Annotated in this window: 15 protein-coding genes; 2 read left to right on the top strand and 13 right to left on the bottom strand. The window is 60.0% G+C overall.

Annotation, left to right across the window (positions count from 1 at the left end; all coding sequences use genetic code 11):
- From tssM to tssJ, 4 genes are read right to left on the bottom strand one after another with little or no spacing between them, the layout of a single operon-like run.
- On the bottom strand, nt 1-3,600 hold the full coding sequence (gene tssM / locus RSQ48_RS15720; RefSeq protein ID WP_415301978.1) for a type VI secretion system membrane subunit TssM: 3,600 nt from the start codon (nt 3,598-3,600) through the stop codon (nt 1-3).
- The gene (locus tag RSQ48_RS15725; RefSeq protein WP_415301979.1) at nt 3,597-4,853 is read right to left on the bottom strand and encodes a DotU family type VI secretion system protein; all 1,257 of its coding nucleotides are present in this window, start codon (nt 4,851-4,853) and stop codon (nt 3,597-3,599) included. Before RSQ48_RS15725 ends, tssM begins: the two co-directional genes overlap by 4 nt.
- A gap of 14 nt (nt 4,854-4,867) precedes the next feature.
- Entirely contained in the window at nt 4,868-6,190 is a 1,323-nt protein-coding gene (tssK, locus tag RSQ48_RS15730) for a type VI secretion system baseplate subunit TssK (protein ID WP_219235291.1), read from the bottom strand.
- Between the two features lie 23 nt (nt 6,191-6,213).
- Nucleotides 6,214-6,717, bottom strand: coding sequence for a type VI secretion system lipoprotein TssJ (gene tssJ / locus RSQ48_RS15735; protein WP_336579966.1), 504 nt, complete (start codon nt 6,715-6,717; stop codon nt 6,214-6,216).
- 186 nt (nt 6,718-6,903) lie between these two features.
- Between tssJ and RSQ48_RS15740 the strand changes: the two genes are divergently transcribed.
- A complete protein-coding gene (locus RSQ48_RS15740; RefSeq protein WP_003805477.1) occupies nt 6,904-7,293 on the top strand; it encodes a TssQ family T6SS-associated lipoprotein in 390 nt (129 codons plus the stop codon).
- Nucleotides 7,290-7,880 carry a hypothetical protein gene (locus tag RSQ48_RS15745; RefSeq protein ID WP_003805475.1) on the top strand — a complete coding sequence of 197 codons (591 nt, stop codon included), beginning with the start codon at nt 7,290-7,292 and terminating at the stop codon, nt 7,878-7,880. The genes RSQ48_RS15740 and RSQ48_RS15745 overlap by 4 nt, the downstream gene beginning before the upstream one ends.
- A 3-nt stretch (nt 7,881-7,883) precedes the next feature.
- Here the strand turns inward: RSQ48_RS15745 and tssG are convergent, their stop codons facing one another.
- From tssG to RSQ48_RS15790, 9 genes are all read right to left on the bottom strand, one after another.
- Nucleotides 7,884-8,927, bottom strand: coding sequence for a type VI secretion system baseplate subunit TssG (gene tssG, locus RSQ48_RS15750; protein WP_003805472.1), 1,044 nt, complete (start codon nt 8,925-8,927; stop codon nt 7,884-7,886).
- On the bottom strand, nt 8,924-10,810 hold the full coding sequence (tssF, locus tag RSQ48_RS15755; protein ID WP_336579967.1) for a type VI secretion system baseplate subunit TssF: 1,887 nt from the start codon (nt 10,808-10,810) through the stop codon (nt 8,924-8,926). The genes tssG and tssF overlap by 4 nt, the downstream gene beginning before the upstream one ends.
- Nucleotides 10,807-11,349, bottom strand: coding sequence for a type VI secretion system baseplate subunit TssE (tssE, locus tag RSQ48_RS15760; RefSeq protein WP_131071030.1), 543 nt, complete (start codon nt 11,347-11,349; stop codon nt 10,807-10,809). Before tssE ends, tssF begins: the two co-directional genes overlap by 4 nt.
- Before the next feature lie 29 nt (nt 11,350-11,378).
- A complete protein-coding gene (locus RSQ48_RS15765; RefSeq protein WP_336579968.1) occupies nt 11,379-11,861 on the bottom strand; it encodes a type VI secretion system tube protein Hcp in 483 nt (160 codons plus the stop codon).
- 49 nt (nt 11,862-11,910) lie between these two features.
- The gene (gene tssC, locus RSQ48_RS15770; protein WP_003805465.1) at nt 11,911-13,404 is read right to left on the bottom strand and encodes a type VI secretion system contractile sheath large subunit; all 1,494 of its coding nucleotides are present in this window, start codon (nt 13,402-13,404) and stop codon (nt 11,911-11,913) included.
- Nucleotides 13,405-13,417: 13 nt separating this feature from the next.
- On the bottom strand, nt 13,418-13,975 hold the full coding sequence (gene tssB / locus RSQ48_RS15775) for a type VI secretion system contractile sheath small subunit (RefSeq protein ID WP_201024855.1): 558 nt from the start codon (nt 13,973-13,975) through the stop codon (nt 13,418-13,420).
- Nucleotides 13,976-14,002: 27 nt separating this feature from the next.
- Nucleotides 14,003-15,070 (bottom strand): ImpA family type VI secretion system protein, encoded by a 1,068-nt coding sequence (locus RSQ48_RS15780; protein ID WP_415301980.1) that lies wholly within the window; start codon nt 15,068-15,070, stop codon nt 14,003-14,005.
- Nucleotides 15,071-15,254: 184 nt separating this feature from the next.
- Nucleotides 15,255-15,707, bottom strand: coding sequence for a hypothetical protein (locus RSQ48_RS15785; RefSeq protein WP_131071031.1), 453 nt, complete (start codon nt 15,705-15,707; stop codon nt 15,255-15,257).
- Nucleotides 15,704-16,513 carry a DUF4150 domain-containing protein gene (locus RSQ48_RS15790; protein WP_165477531.1) on the bottom strand — a complete coding sequence of 270 codons (810 nt, stop codon included), beginning with the start codon at nt 16,511-16,513 and terminating at the stop codon, nt 15,704-15,706. The genes RSQ48_RS15785 and RSQ48_RS15790 overlap by 4 nt, the downstream gene beginning before the upstream one ends.
- Between the last annotated feature and the right edge of the window lie 3 nt (nt 16,514-16,516).

Below are 16,516 nucleotides of genomic sequence, written 5' to 3' on the forward strand. Positions count from 1 at the left end.
TCACTGGCTCCCCGGACAAGTAAACCCTCGCATTTCCGCCAGACGCCATGGATTTTTGGAACTGTTGGCCACCACATCCACGACAAACTGACGTCCGCCCAGGGCAAAGGACAGGCGCTGGGCACCTGCTGGTGCTCCTGGCACGACTTGCGCCTTGTCCAGCAAGCGCAACAGCGCCCACGCGCCAGTGGCCCTTATACCCGACCCCTCGGACTGCGGTTGGGCCTCCAGGCTGACCTGACGGCCTCCTCGCGGCCCAGGCCACTGCACTCCCATCGCTACCTGGGGGCCATGCGCGTACCGCAACACCTGCCCATCCACATCCAGAAGCACTTGCGACAGTGCCGCATCCAGTTGCACCGGGGTGAATGCCAGATCAATACGTGGCTGAGTGCTTCCGGCTGGAAAAAACACGTCACGAATCACGGCGGCACGCTGAAACGCATCCAGATAACGGAAGCTGGCCGCCGCCTGCCCGTCTATTCCCGGCTTGAAACGCCAGCGTCCGCCCGACATATCCACCTGATGCATCAAATGCTCTTGAAAGAAAGCATCCATCAAGCCACCCGGTGCGAACAGACGAGCAAAGTCGTTAGGAGCAACATCCTGGCTGGATTGCCCCGCAAAGGGATAACGCCCTGCGATCGCGCTACGGCAAAACTGGCCCAAGGTGGCATCGAGCAACTGCCCCAGACTCGCTTGCGTGCGTGAGGCAATCTCGGCAGAGGCGCCTACCGAGAACTGGTCCAGCGCATCACGCAAAGGTCCGGGCAAACGCCCTGCCTCGGCCTGCAACTTGGTCAGCACATTGGACGGCGGCGGAGTTCCTGCACTGCGCAAAGCAGCATCCGAGGAGGTCAGAAAGGCATAGAAATCATCGAGCAGCTCCAACGTGCCATCAATGGGTGCAGGCGCGCCCCCCGTGCTGGAGGCCAGGCGGTGATAAGGCTCAAAGTGCTGATCCACAATCGCCTCCACCTGTTTGGCATGAGGCTCATTACGACGGCTCCCCTCCAGACCGACCGGACCGAACATCTGTTCCAAGGCCTGGCGCGTATCGTCCAATCTCACCTTGGCCTGCGCACCCAGCGATGCTCCTTGCTGAGCATCCTCGCGCAACAAACGGGTTTGCAATGCCACTTGCTGCACCAGCTGTTTCAAGGGCGAGTCGGCCATGGACAAGGTACGGGCCAACTGAATGTTTTCCAGCAAACTGCCGCCTTGCAGCAGACGCAAATCCGCCAGATAGTCATCCCACACACGCACATAATCGAGCAGATACAGGCGGCGCAATTCCTGGCTGGCGGCCCGGCGCGCCGCCTCGGATTGGGCGGCGCCCGTGTCCAAGCCCAGAATCCAGCGATCATCCTCGCGCATCTGTCGCAACTCGCTGTCAATGCGCGGTTCGACCACCGTCCAGTACCCTTCGTAGGTGTACAAGCCGTCCACCCCTTCGGTTAAGGGCTTGCCGCTGGCACGCTGGAACACGGAAGCGGCATAAGGCCCCGCCATCCCCGCGACCGACATCGGCAACAAGCCGGGCGTGGCCGCCAACATGCGACGCATGCGGCTGTACGTGCGCTGCTCCAGGCTGATGCGCGCCAGCCGCTCCCGACTTTGCGCGATCAAAGCCTCATTACGAGGAAAGGGATTCAGTAGCAGACCGGCCTGGGTTACCGCGCGAACGTGGCCCTCCAGCCTGTCGTACTGCGACTGGGTAAAACCGGCTGGCAAGTCCTGCTTCAAACTGCCCAGCAACCAGGTCTGCAAATGGACAGCGTCATAGCGTCGCGTGTCGTAGAGCATCAGGTAAGCGCGCAAGGCCTCGTAACCATACTCCAGGTCCTGGGCCTGTTCGCTGCGCAGCACAGTTTCAATACGACGTGCCAGCAAGGGAGCCAGCAGCTTTTCCAAGGCCCGCTGATACACCGTATCCGCAGCGGCTTTCATCTTCTGGCCCTGATATAAACCCATGCGCCGCTCCAGCCCCGGTGCATCCAGAGAAAACTGATCGCTTTGCGGCAACAGCGACAACATATCGAGCAAAGGCAGCAACCCTACTGCCGGCGTGGTGTCCAGCACCTGTGTCTGATCCGCTTGTTGCTGGGCCTGGGGGATACGAGTCTCTACCTGTTCCACGTAAGCGCGATTCAGGAGAACGCTGCGGCCCCAGGCCAGCCCCAACAGCAGCACACCGGCCGCCACCAGACCGTAAACCAGAAAATGTCGCAGGCGCACGCGGCGCTCCCAGCGCTCGTCCCGGCCCGCCACGCCAGCCTCCTGAAAAATCAGTTCTTTGAGCAACTGGGTCAGAAAGTAGCTGCGGCCCTGGTTCGCCACAGGCTGAGCGTGATCCGCCTGTACATCCACCTCCAGATATTCACGCAGGGGATCACGCACCTGGTCCAGGCGCACCCCGCCTTGACGCCCACTGGTGAAGTACACGCCGCGCAGCAAAAGCGGTGCCTCGAATCGGGACTGGCTAAATACCTGTTCCAGAAACTCTTCCAGCACCGGCCCCAGGCGGGCAAACTGTTGCGGAAGCAGATACGCCTCGGCGCGTACACGTTCATCAGGTTGCTCGGCCATTACTGCGACAAGGCCACGCTCCAGGCGCTGATGCAAGGCCTCATACTCGCGCCCATAGGTGTGAGACAAGGAAAACCCCGCCTCCCGCGCACGCTCATACGGCAGGGTAAAGCCCCAGACCTGTTCCAGCTCCTGGCGGCTGCAATGATCGAAATACTCCTGAAAACCCTGGAGCAAATCCATCTTGGTGACCAGCACATAAATAGGGAACTGAATCCCGAGCCGCTCGCGCAGCTCAGCCAGACGCTGGCGCAATACCTGTGCGTGGTCGTGACGTTGCTCCGGGGTACTGGACAACAGGTCCGGCACACTGATTGTCAGCAAGGTGCCATTGATCGGTTGGCGGCGACGGTAGCGCTTGAGCAGACCCAGAAACCCCCGCCACTCCTGCTCATCACCCACCGGATCACTCTCATGGGTGGTGTAGCGGCCTGCCGTATCCAGCAACACCGCTTCGTCGGTAAACCACCAGTCACAGTTACGCGTCCCGCCCACCCCGCGCAAGGAGGTTTTCCCATAGCGTTCCGACAAGGGAAACTGCAGTCCCGAATTGACCAGTGCCGTTGTTTTACCGGCACCTGGCGCCCCGATAAAGACGTACCAGGGCAACTGGTACACGTACTGACGTGACAAAAGGGAGCGCAGGCGCCCGCCCACATGCGAGCCGAAACGAATCCGCTTGAGCAATTCGATCGCTTCGTCAAACTGGCTTTGTAATGGATGGGAAGTGACGCTCGCAGCCGCGGCCGCCGCCTTTGGCGCGGGACGGCTCAGTTGTCCCAGCAACTGCGCGTTCAAGCGGCCTTCGCGCCAACTGCGCCAAAGCAGACGCACCAGCCAGAACAGCAACACTGCCGCCATTGCTATCCAGCGTGACAGCTCGGTTTCCAGCGGCCGGGTCTGACCCACCGCCAGCAAGGGCCCCAGTACCCAGATCAGCACCAGCAGGATCACGACGCCCACAAAGGTCCAGACGCCGCGGCTAAAGACCAGATTCAACAGACGTGTCATTGCCCGGGCTCCTTGCTCAAGGGCACGATGGTGATTTCCACCCGGCGATTCTGGGCACGACCCTGAGCGCTGCGATTGTCGGCCACGGGCGCGGCATCGGCCCGGCCTTGAGCACGCACGCGTTCAGGCTGGCTCAACCGCTCCTGCAGCACGGCTTTTACCGAGTCGGCGCGCGCCTGCGAAAGATGAAAATTAGATGGAAAGCGCACACTGCGTATGGGCACGTTATCGGTATAACCTTCTACCAACACCAGCCCCGGCGCGGCCTCCACGCCATCGGCAATGCGTGCAATGACAGGCAGCAGCGGTGCGCGGACCTGGTCCGCTCCGGAGTCAAACAAACCGTCTCCGCGCAAGACAATGACACTGCGGTCGGCCTGGTCCCTGACGGTCAGCAGCCCCTCGGCAATCTCAGGAGCCAGCAGCTCTGCCAAGGCCAAAGGCGCAGGTGGCGTCACACCGGCTGGTTCGGTCAGCCCTTGTGTCTGCAAGGCTGGCAAGCGCAGGGCCACGATGTCCTCAAAGACCTGATCCGATTGCCGGTTGAGCAACAGGTTTGCGCCCAGATACATCAGCATGCACAGCAGCAGCGCCACGCAAACCGCAACCCAGATCGGCACCGGTAAGGGTTTGCCCACTTTTTGCGCCGGTTTGTCCCGCCAATGTGGAGACAGGGCTGCCGCCACTGTGGGACCGTACTGACGCAAGCTCAGGTAAAGACGCTGACGCACCGTCTCCAGTTGGCTCGCTCCCTGCTCATGGACGCGGTAGCGGCCTTGAAACCCCAAGGCCAGGCAAAAATACATCAGCTCCAGCAAGTGCAAATGCGCAGCCGGGCTTTGCATCAGCTTGTCCAGAAGCTGGAAGAACTTCTCTCCCCCCCAGGTCTCGTTGTGAAAAGTGACTAGCAAAGTATGCGAGGACCAGACGCCCGCCTGCCCCCAAGGCGTCAAGGCGGCTGCCTCGTCCAAGGTCGTACACAAGCAATAACGGGCCGCCAAAATGGTCTCATTGGCTACGGGTACCGCCTGTGCGCGCAACTCGAACTGACGGATTTCAGCCACCAGCTTGGCACGCAAGCCCGCCGGGTCTGCATGGTGGGTGCTACGACGAATATCCGACACCATGACCAACAAGGGGTTGGCGGCCTCCAACAGGGGATTGGCGCCTTGAGCGATAAAGCGCGGTGCGTCCGCGCACGATGGGCGCGGTTCGGGCACCGAGCCCGCGCCCCAGGAAACTGTCTCGTTCATAGCCATGCTCCGGTTCAGCGGCGTATCGCCCAAAACTCAAGTTGCAGACCAGGAAAATCTCCGGCCAGATGCAGGGCCAAGGCGCCGTTGTGCTCAAGCTGACGCCATAACTCGCCACCTTTTTCCAGCTCGAAGTAGGTGAACCCGGCGTGATAGGGCAAAGCACGCGGCGCAACAGACAAGGGCTGCAAACCGATACCGGGCAATTGCAGATGGACCAGATCGCGAATGCGCTCCACCGGCCCCAGTTTCACTTGCGCTGCAAAATGCTGGCGTACTGTCTGAGCAGGCAAGTCAGCCTGTACGGCCAGAATGAAACCTGCCTGCTGCAAGAGCGAACGATCGGCAATGTGAGCCAGGCGCACGCCCTGGCCTTTATCCTCCAGCGCAATCGACACGGCCTGCTGCTCCAGCACTACGGCCAAGGCCCGGCGTAACTCCAGTACCAGGGGCAAGAAGGACTGGGCCAGATCGTCATGCAGATAGGGAGGCCAGACCAGCGGCTGTCGCCCATCCTGGGTGTAGGTGGCCAAAGCGCCATACAGCTCCATCCAGATCTGAAACAGCTCGCTGGGGTGTACATGAGCGCGCTGTTCCATGGCCCATAGGGCCGCCCGATAACGGTTGACCAGCTCCAGCATCATGAAGTCAGCCACATCGCCCTGCCCCCGCCCTCCCGGCCCCAGACGCTGGGCCAACGCCTGGGCGCGGGCCTGCAACAAGGCCTGTACATCAGCGCTCAACACGCTCAGCCGCGCGTGCGCCTGAATGGACAGGACAGGAGCAATAAAATCAGGGTCCAGCACCAAGGACCGATCAGACCGGCGTTCCAGAATGCGCGCCACCGGCATGGCAACGCTGTCTTCATAGACCTCGGACTCCGGCAAGAGCACAGGCTGCAAACGCCCCAATTGAGACAGACAAGGCTCGGGGGACAGGCCGCTGCTGTCATACAAGTCCTGCTCGCTGACCACATAGCGCGAACGACGTGCGCTGCTCACGTCAAACTGAACTTCTGCTCGACCTGCCTGAGGCCGAGGCAACACCAACATCAGTCGCTCGGGACGCACAAGCTCAGGGGCGGTCCAGGCCGCGATCTGCATGGCGCCCGGCCTGCTGTCAAATGGCGTCCCGTCGGGCAGCAGGCCACGCGCTTCACGCAGCGCTACACTGCCCATGCTCAGGGCCTGCTCGTCCAGAATCAAGGCTTCAAAGCCCCAAAAAAAGGGCTGTGTGGCACGCCGTCCAGCCTGGGCGTAATGCTCCAGATACCGCTCCATCTGCTGAAAATGCTGGGGCCGTAAAAAAAGCCCTTCGGTCCAAATCACTTTATCCATTGAATTAATCCGTTCCACACCTATCAATCAAGCACTTGAATGGCGTTTTTGCGTAATTGCAGACTGACCTGGACGGCATCGGGAGCCGATTGCCAGAACTTGTAAATATTGGTGGTGCGCGACTCGGGCAGCGGCAGCAACACTCGCCACACACTGGCATCCAACTCGCGATAGCCCACGACCACGCCGACGGCGGTGGCCTGCAGATCGCCCGGCCTTTTGAAGGTATGGGTCTGGCCGGGACGCAGCACGATCTGCGCGACATTGAGCAGGTCGGCTTGCAAGGCTTGTTGCGGGTCGGACTGCAAGGCAAAGAAATCCCGCGACTCAAAAGCACTTCCCGAGCGCAGCTCGAACACCAGCACCTGGACCGGAGAAGGCCGACCCGTGGTATCGGGGTTGAGCTGATCGTCCGCAGTCAGAACGATTTCATAAGGCACGGCCATGCGACTGGAGGTGGACGCGCACGCGGTCAACACGCCCAACATCAGCAGCGAACACAAACGAAGCAATCGGCAACCGGTCACGACGTCTCCTTGAATGACAATGCGCCCCATCTAAAAGCATGAATGCGACAACTTTGTTAAGGACACGGGGTGTTTCGGTGCTTACCCTTGCGCAACAACTCTTACAAAAGCATCCGCGTCATGTCATCTGGCTGTCTTTTTCCTTTCCTAGTCTTGGTGGCAAGTTCAACTTTTCTTTTTTCTGCCATGTATTTACCTGCCCGCCTGATTTCACCGGCTCTGGCCTTGTTGCTGGCGGCCTGCGCCCAGACCCCGAACAAACCGGTGGCTGTATTCAGCCCGGCTGCCGAAGCTGAGCTGGAGCAGATCCGCTCTGCCTTTCACGAAGGCGACTACACCGCCGTGATCCGGCAAGTAGGACGCTCCAGCACCTTGCCTGCTGCCGCGTCCCATCAATACAGCGAAGCCTTGAAACTGCAGGCCTTCAGCTTTTGTGTGCGCGACTACACCTTTTTGTGTGAAGAGCGTTTCAAGCAGGCACGGGTGGTGGACCCTGGTTTTAGCTTGGCCCAGGCCGAGCGCGGTCACCCCATCTGGGGGCCGGTTTATGAAAAAGTGGCGGGAGCCCAGCCATGAGCACGTCGTTAGACTGGCGTTTACAAGCCGAATCCGGTGGCCCTCCCCGCCCAGTGCCTGAACCCGGTCTGGTGTGTGGCTCCTGGACGCAGGCTGATCTGGTCTTACCCGACAACAATCAGACACCGCCCGTCCTGTCTTACCTGCGACGTCAGCAAAATGTGCTGACGATTCAACGAGCCAGCGCAGACGGTCAGGTCGCCGTCAATGGCATCGAGCTGGCACTGGAGCAGGTCCAGACCTTGCACAATGGGGATCGCCTGACCTTAGGAGACATGCACTACCGGGTGGAGTCGGGTGCCCATCCTGGCACGCAGCCTGAAACGCCTTTGGCTGCGGCGCCCATGGCCGATCCTTTCGCAGACCTGCATGTTCCCGGCATGGTCCCGGTGGGCGGCCCCATGCCGGCCCCTTCGGACAAGCATCCCTTTGAGGCCGCCGCCCAACCGGGCCGCTCGACCAGCACCGACAGCCCGATTCCGGCAGTCAGCTGGCAGCCCGAATTGGGCCACGCGCCGGAATGGGTCAGCACCTTGTCGGACAAGGAAAATGCGTTCGATCTTTTGCAGGGAATGCGTCAGGCCTAAGCCTTAGCGCCGCGGATCGTGCCAATCGGGGCGGCTGTCCAGAAACAGGCACAGATCCGCTCGGTCCTGCGTGCCGGGTTTTCCCAGCCAGGTTTCCTGGCCCAGCCCCACTCCCGCCCCCAGGCCCAGATCAGGCTGTTCACTGGCATGCAGCACCAGTTGCAGTTGAACCGACCACTCCAGCCCCAGATACAGAGCCAGGCAATAGCGCAATTGCCGCCACGCCGGACGGCCCGGCAAAAAGCGCCCATAATCCTGCCGACTCAAGGGGCCAATCCGTATGCGTATGGTTTGCTGCACGTCCAGAATACGCGCCCCCAGCACGGCATTTTTCCCCAGCCCCGAACAGCTGCGGCCCAGACAGACCTGGGTTTGATCATCCAGCGCGACCCAAACCGGCACGTTCTGCTGAATGCTGACGGGCACTTGAAAATAGCTGGCCAGAAGCGCTTGCAGGGCAGGCGCACTGCGAGTTTGGGACGCCAGCGCAGGCGCCTGAAAATACACGGCATGATCGCTCATGGGAGCCGATTCGCCCTGACTCCCTACTCCAGCCAGACTGGCCAGCCAACGCGTGAAACCATCCTGATCATGTTCCAGGTCACAGACCGCCTGCGCTTGTGCCCATGCTCTGAAAAACAGCAAAAACAGACGGTGATGAAACTGGTCCAGAAAGGCCACACCGGCATGGTCACCAAAGTTGCGGCTCCGCTGGAAAAAGTACTCTGTCATGTGCAGTGGCAAAGGGCCATTGGGCCCCCACAAGCCAAAGCCTTGCACATCCAGATGCAGTTGTTCATCTTCCCAGCGCGCGGTTTGCACGCTGGAAGCCGCAAACGCCAGACTCGGCGGCTGGCCTACCCGCACCTCTTCCTGACGCGGCGTAGGCGCGGTTCCCAAGCGAGGCTGGCCCTGGGCTGCCTGCAAGGCATCAACGGCCCGCAAGACCCGAAACAGATCATGCCCAAAAGGCCATTGCTGAATGATCCGACCCAGCTCCTCCAAGGAAGCCTGTGGCTTGAGCTGCTCTTGCTCGGCCCGGTTCACAGCACCGCCCGCGTACCTGCTTGCGGCCCCCAGGCGCCCAGTTCCACTCCTGCTTCGGAACGAAATTGGGTAGAAACAAAACTGTTCAGACTGACATGGCGGGCCAGGTAACGACTGAGCACAGCGGCCAGAACAAACGGACGGCCACCGGGAAAACCACTCTGATCCAGCGTGACCTCAAAATGCACGCCACGCGCCATCACCAACGGCCCTGGCCCAGGCATGGCCCGCTGCACGGGCCGCGCCTGAACCGCCATAAGGGACGCCAGCTGGCGCAGAGCACCCGCATCAGCGCTGTCCACATGCGGAGCCAGCAAGACACGCCAGCGATCCGCCGCCTGTATCGGGTCTGACTGCGCCACACCCAACTGGGCCAAGCTCATCTGCGCGATCAGCTCCCAGGCCTGGCGGCCTCCCGTCGAGGCCGCTCGCGGTCGGGTCAGTCCACCCAACAGGCGGATACCGGCCACAGGGGCCGACACCTGCAAACTGAAATCCGACTCAGGCGAACGAGGCAGCAGCAAAGGTAAATCACGGTTACTGCACCAGGCGGTCACACTGATCTGATTCATGCCAAAAAACTCGGACTGCTCATGCTGATTGACCAGCGAGACATAGACTTCACTGCCTACGTAACTGCTGCGTCCCCCCCAACGCTTCTGGGCATCGGACACGAGGCGCGGTTCACGGCGCAACGTGTAATAGCGGCCATATGCCCCTCCATCCTGAGCCGTACTGGCATACAAGGGGCGAAACACAACATCGTCTGTTCCTCGTCGGCCATGGCCTTGCACCCGCTCCATCAGGCAAACTTCAAAGTCCATGGGACGGGTTCTGTCCATGACCACGTGATGATCGCTTGCCTGGGGACGCAAGGCCATACGTTCACTGCGTCGACGAAACAAATTCACGACGGGCGTGCAATACAAACGCACATGGCCAGGCCCGACTCGAGCGGTCAGATCAGGCCAGGCCTGTTTCAACACAATGTGCACACTCCAGCGACGGCTTTTCAGCGCCTGCGCCCGCGCTCTGGCAATTGCGGCTTGCAAACCCCGTAGCCGCACGAAAGCAAATCGCCCCGGCAAGGCAAAGTACTCCCGCAACAAGCGATGGCCGGAGAACTCCTGGGACACCATGGGCAAGATGGCTTGATCATCTTCCAGGCCATCGTGTGTCAGGCAATCGGACATCGCTAGAAACTGCGGCGCCTCGTCCTCCATCTGCACGAATACCCCCAAGGCCTGACGCAACAAGGCATCGAGCAACACGCTGCTGTCAGACTCCGGGCCAGCCAGATGCAGGCTCAGCTCTTCTACCGCCAATTCTTCCAGTGTCAGGCCGCCTTGTACCGAAAAGTCCAACCGCAAGGCCGAACGAGCCTGTGCCGCCTGTCGACTACCCAGCGCCGCCAGCGGCAGATCAGCAGCGACATCTCCCAGTTGCACATGCGTCAAGGCCATGGGCCACAAAGAGACGGTATGACAGGTGGAAAACTCACAGGCGGTTTGCTCTCCAGCCGGAATACGGGAGCGCAAGGTGGTGTGACGCGGCACCGTAAAACCTTTGGCCAGCGCCCCTTCGCTCATGCTGGGACAAAACTGCACCAAGCCCATGCTGGGAGTGGGCATCAGCCAGGAAGGCTGGATCACATCCAGCAATTGCTGGCTCAGGCGGGGAAACTCCGCGTCCATCTTCAGCTGGATGCGGGCCGTCAGAAAGCTGAACCCCTCCAGAAGGCGCTCGACATAGGGATCAGCGACCGCCGTATCGTGGACACCCAGACGGGCAGCCACCTTCGGGTAGGCTTGCGCAAACTCGGCGCCCAGCTCGCGCAGATACGCCAGTTCACGATTGTAGTAATGCAAAAGCTCCGGATTCATCCCGATGCGTCACTCTCTTCAAGATCCAGTTGCCCGCTTTCCAGATCAATGCTGGTGCGCAGTAGAAATTCCTGCGGATACGGTTCACACCAGACATGGCCCTGAATACGCAGACTTAGCACGTTATGCAGATCCTGCTGGGAGCGGTGATCCAGACAATGCACCTGCAAGGTATCGGGCAAAATGCGGGGCTCGAAATGCAAAATCGCGGTGCGCAGCGCCTGTTCCACATCCAGCCACTCCACCTCGCTCATGGTCTTGCCGGCCAGCGGGCTCAAACCATAATTCAGGCAGGAGCGACGCACATGGACCAAGGCCTGCATCAAGGGAGTCGCCCCCTGATTGGGGGTATTGAGCAAATGACCCAGATCGCGCAACACCGCCTGGCGCATCTGGTACTGGCTCATGGGCTGGGGTGGCTCCCAAATCTGATCGGGCCGCTCGTCGGTCAACCGGTCCAGCAGACACGGTTGCAAGCGATCTGCCTGACCGCGCATCAGCGCGGCCCCGCGGCGTCCCGGTAGGCGAAAGCGGTCCATGGCGGCCCTACCTCTAGAAGCCGGCCCGATCAGGCCTCTTTATTCTGCTTGATATCCCAGGCCACCAGGGTTTCAGCCCCTTTGCTGCCGCGCTCGGACTGCTCCCAATATTGCTGCTTGACGCGCGCGGCCTGAAAGGAATAGTTGACCATCACAGTTTCCACATCACGCTCGGCATTGAGCTGAACCGAAGTCACCAGGACTTCTTCCAGCGTAATTTTGCTGTATTCCACCTGCTCGCCACCGGCCTTGCACACCGACAGCTCCACCTTGCCCAGATGTTTGCCACTGGCGCAATGCTTCATCACCGCTGGGGCGGCCTTGTCAATGCGGGCGAGCACATGCAGATCATTGAAGTTGGCTTTGCCCTGACCGCCGCCCCCGCCCGAGCTCATGCTGCCGGGCTGGGAGGCGCCCCATGAGAACGACAGAATATCGGTCCAGTCTTTGTGGTTGGCATCTTTGGACTCGCCATTGGCGCCTTCAATCTTCATGAACATATCAACAGACACGCTTTTCTCCTTGGAGGTCGAATAAGGCCATCAAAGGCCAGGATGGAAATCAGTTCTGCTCGCCTTTCAATGACGGCAAGCGCGATACCAGTCGCAACGAAACCGTCAGGCCTTCCAGTTGGTAATGCGGGCGCAAGAAGAACTTGGCGGCGTAGTAACCGGGGTTATCGGGGACCTCCTGCACCGACACTTCAGCTGCCGCCAATGGCTTGCGCGCCTTGGTTTCCTGCGAGGAGTTGGTGGGATCGCCATCTACATAATTCATGATCCATCCGTTCAGCCAACGCTCCATATCATCACGTTCGCGAAAGGAGCCGATCTTGTCACGCACGATGCATTTGAGGTAATGCGCGAACCGGCAGCAGGCAAACAGATAAGGCAGACGCGCTGCCAGACGGGCGTTGGCCGTGGCATCGGCATCGTAGTATTCCTGAGGTTTTTGCAAAGACTGCGCACCGATGAAGGCGGCAAAATCCGAGTTCTTGCGATGGACCAGCGGCATAAAGCCGTTCTTGGCCAGCTCGGCCTCGCGACGGTCGCTGATCGCAATTTCGGTGGGACACTTGATGTCCACGCCCCCATCGTCCGTCGGGAATGTGTGGCAGGGCAGATTCTCGACAGCGCCTCCCGACTCTACACCCCGGATCGCCGTACACCAGCCAAAATGCTTGAAGGAGCGATTGATGTTTACCGCCATGGCATAGGCCGAGTTGGCCCAGGTATACCGATCATGATTCGCGCCGTCCGTGTCTTCCTCGAAATCGAACTCATCGACGGGGTTGGTGCGTGCGCCATAGGGGAGCCGCGCCAGAAAACGCGGCATGGCCAGGCCGAGATAACGGGCATCCTCCGACTCACGCAAGCTTTGCCAGGCCGCGTATTCGGTATTGGAAAAAATCTTGGTCAGATCCCGCGGATTGGCCAGCTCCTGCCAGGACTCCATCTGCATGACCGACGGCGCAGCCCCGGCGATAAAGGGGCTATGCGCCGCAGCCCCAATGCGCGCCAGCTCGCCAAGCATTTCCACATCGGGCGGGCTGTGATCAAAGTGATAATCCCCCACCAGACAACCAAAAGGCTCACCACCAAACTGTCCGTATTCCTGCTCATAGACTTTTTTGAACAAGGGGCTTTGATCCCAGGCCACACCTTTGTAGCGCTTCAGATTGCGAGCCAGCTCTTTTTTGGTCGCAGGAAGCACGCGGATACGCAGCAGCTCATCCGTTTCCGTATTGCTGACCAGATAATGAAGGCCACGCCATGCCCCTTCCAGGCGCTGAAACTCGGGGTGATGCAGGATGTGATTGATCTGCTCGGTCATCTTCTGGTCGATCTGGGCAATCACGGCTTGAATGGTTTGATAGGCGTCCTCACTCAAGGTCACGGACTGGTCCAGGGCCTGCTCGGCCAAGGTGGACACAGCAAACTCAACCGCTTGCTGGGCCTGCTCGGTCTTGGGACGAAATTCCTGCTGCAACAGACGGGACAGCTCATCGAGCTGGGCCGTGTCACGGGTAGCGGTCAAGGTCTGGGGGGAAGTCATGAGGTAGGGCTCCTTATGCGTGGGGATCGCTGTCCTGATCGCCTTGAGACTCGTTCATTGTCAGGGCCTGGGGTGGGCGGCCAGCCAGGGCGCGCAAGAGCTCCGGCTGCTCAAGCAAACGCGACAGCAGCGCTTCCGCCCCGCTTTTGCCATCCATATAAGTCAGCAAATTGGCCAGTTGGGTACGGGCTTCGAGCAGGCGTGCCAAAGGCTCGATCTGACGGGCCAGTTCGGCAGGAGAAAAACTGTCCATGGAATCAAAAGAGACTTCCACGCCCAGCACTCCGTCCCCCGTCAAACTATTGGGGACCTGCATGTTCAGCTTGGGCGCGATGGACTTCATGCGGTCATCGAAGTTATCCACGTCAATTTCCATAAACTTGCGCTCGCCCAGATCCGGCAGGCTCTCCGTGTTGTGTCCAGCCAGATCGGCCAGAACGCCCATCACAAAAGGCAGTTGCACACGGTGCTCGGCACCGTACAGTTCGACGTCATATTCAATTTGCACACGCGGAGCCCGATTGCGCCCAAGGAATTTCTGTCCACTACCCGAATTGGATTTCACAGACATCAGGTCTTCTCCAGTTGATTGATGGAATTAAGAGGCCGCCGAGGCCGCATCGGATCGAGGCATGAAAACCTGGATCTGTTCCCAGGCACCGGGAGCCAGATCACGAATCAGCTCGTGAAAGCCCATAGGCACCAGTTGCTGGGCGCGCCGCAACAGCAAAGGGGCGGGATGACTAGGTTCGTACTGCTCGAAATACGCCACCAGCTTGTCCAGCAGCAGCACCACTTCTTCGCGCGATGAAACATGCAGGCTCTGCCAGTTGAGCAAATCCATGGGGGGGACTGACGGACGGCCAGACGACAATGTCACCGTACTCGTCGCACTTTCCTGTATGGGTTCAGGAGCCAGCGGCGCAGACGGGGAGGTCGCTGCATCCAGGACCGCGCTGGCCGCTTCCACGGTATCCCAGGCCCCATCGAGCCGCAGCGCCCATTCCGTCTCCAGATGCTGCCGCACCAAGGCCTCCAGCTCCTGGCGGAACTGGCGTAGACGACGCAAGGCCTGGGTCTGACTCTGGCCGGCGGCAAAAGCACGACGCAATTCTTCTACCAGTCGGTCTCGCCCAGGCAGGCCAGAGTCTTTCTGCCCCCCATCCAGTACGTATCCGACTTCGCGCAAATTCAATTGACGGTGCCCCAGGCTGACCACAGGGGCTTCACGCATCAACCGCCCCAGCCCATCAATCGCCGACAAACCCGCCAGGGCATTGACACGGGGCAACGGGTCCAGCTCGCCATCCTCATACAGGCGTGGGTGGACGTACTCCCAGCCCTTTCGCAACGCACCTAACAGCCATTGGCATACGTCCACCAAGGCAGGCAGTCCACCGGTCTGCAAACGCGCCTGGGCCAGAACCACCAGCAAGCGGATATCGGCCGAGCGATCCAGCAAATCCTGCACCAGACGGACGATGCGCGTCCAATCGGGAACCTGGGCCGGAATGATGGTTTGGCCAAACTGCTGTTCACCCTGTACGTGCAGCGCCTGCATCAAGGCCAGAAAATCTGCCTCGTACTCCAGGTTCTCCCCGTAAAGAGCCTTGTCAGGCGCCACGCTCCAGGCTGGCTGCCACGGTTCCTGCATGCCTTCGACCATAGCTGTCGTCTCGAAAAACTGATTACGCAGCCAGTCTAGGAAGCGAAGGTGACACCTTTTTGACTAAAATTTTTCCTTACTTATTTTGCAAAATAGATGTATTTACGCTCTTTTTGAAGCATATAAACGCAAAAGCGCCGCCCGCAGGCAGCGCTTTTCAAACCAACACAGAGAGCGGACAAAATCAGCTATCCAGCCCCTGCTCCTGTCGCCAATGCTGATAACGTTGCTCCAGAACCGGTCGCAGGGTCTCGTAACTGTCCCAGTCGTCGGGCACATGGTAGATAGAGGGCAGCACCTCGTCGTCCAGCGTATCCACGTAATCGTCCAGATACAGCTCGTCGTAATAAAAATCGCTGAAAGCCTTGCCCAACTCGGACATATCTTCGCTGACCAGCACGTCGTCGCAGCAGTCTTGCAACAATTGCGAGCCTTTGAGCATGTGATCGCGGCACTGGCGCACCTCGTTGGGATAGCGATCGACAAAGGTATCGGCCAGCAAACCTTTTTCCACCAGCCAGGCCAGGTACATGCCAATATGGGTGCGCCCGCCCTGCGGGCCCAGACCAGCAGGATAGTCCCCACCGACATGCCAGTCCACAGCGTCATATTTAACGGGATCAGTGTGCGTTTTCAATGTCGTACCTCCGTAGGTATGCGTAGGTTCTTGGGAAGGGGCTGGCGGGGCGCATTCTTGCCAATCAATTCTGCTCCCCTGCTCTCCATCGCCTTGTCCTTGGCCTTCTGGGTTGCGGACCGGCGTGCTCCCCCACTTTTGACTTCGACCGCCCGGATTTTGCCCGTGTTCTTGTCCTTGATCAGTATATCGATCACACGGCGGGTCAGCGGTGTTTTTGCAGATACCTGCGTACCCATCACCTCATGGCCTTCCTGCTTCAGCTCGGCCTCAACCTCGCGTTCCCGCTGCGCGCCACGACGCCGGTTGCGTTTAAGCTGCGCCCGCTTGGCCTCCCGTGCCGCCGCCTTGCGCGCCGCCTCCGGCCCGCTGCCCGAGACGCCTTTGCCGCCTTTACCGACTCCGCCACCGGCACCACCGCCACCTAGCAACAGCACTTTGAACTGGCTGGGCACCACCCGCATGCCCACTGTGTTGACGGTATTTTGCATGCTCAGGCTGGTCAGGCGGGTGGCTGGAATTCCCTTCCACAGCACATTGGGCACACAGGTAATGGAGCGCGAACGCGACATCACGGTTTGCGAGATCAAGCCCAAGGCTACACCCGGATTGTCGCCATTACTCAAGGGTATCGTCGTGAGCAGATTATGGGCAGGGCCGCCCTGCAACAAGATGTTCCAGGCATTGGGGATGCCCATCAGCCCCGTCGCAAAATTGGGGTAAGGAATGGGCAACAGAGCCGGTGGCGTCTTGCAGATGTCGGGAAAGGCGATGTCCATACCGCCCCGTTGGCAATTGGCAAACATCCG

The sequence above is a fragment of the Alcaligenes sp. SJTW-7 genome (assembly GCF_047716895.1).
Lineage (GTDB): Bacteria > Pseudomonadota > Gammaproteobacteria > Burkholderiales > Burkholderiaceae_B > Alcaligenes > Alcaligenes ammonioxydans.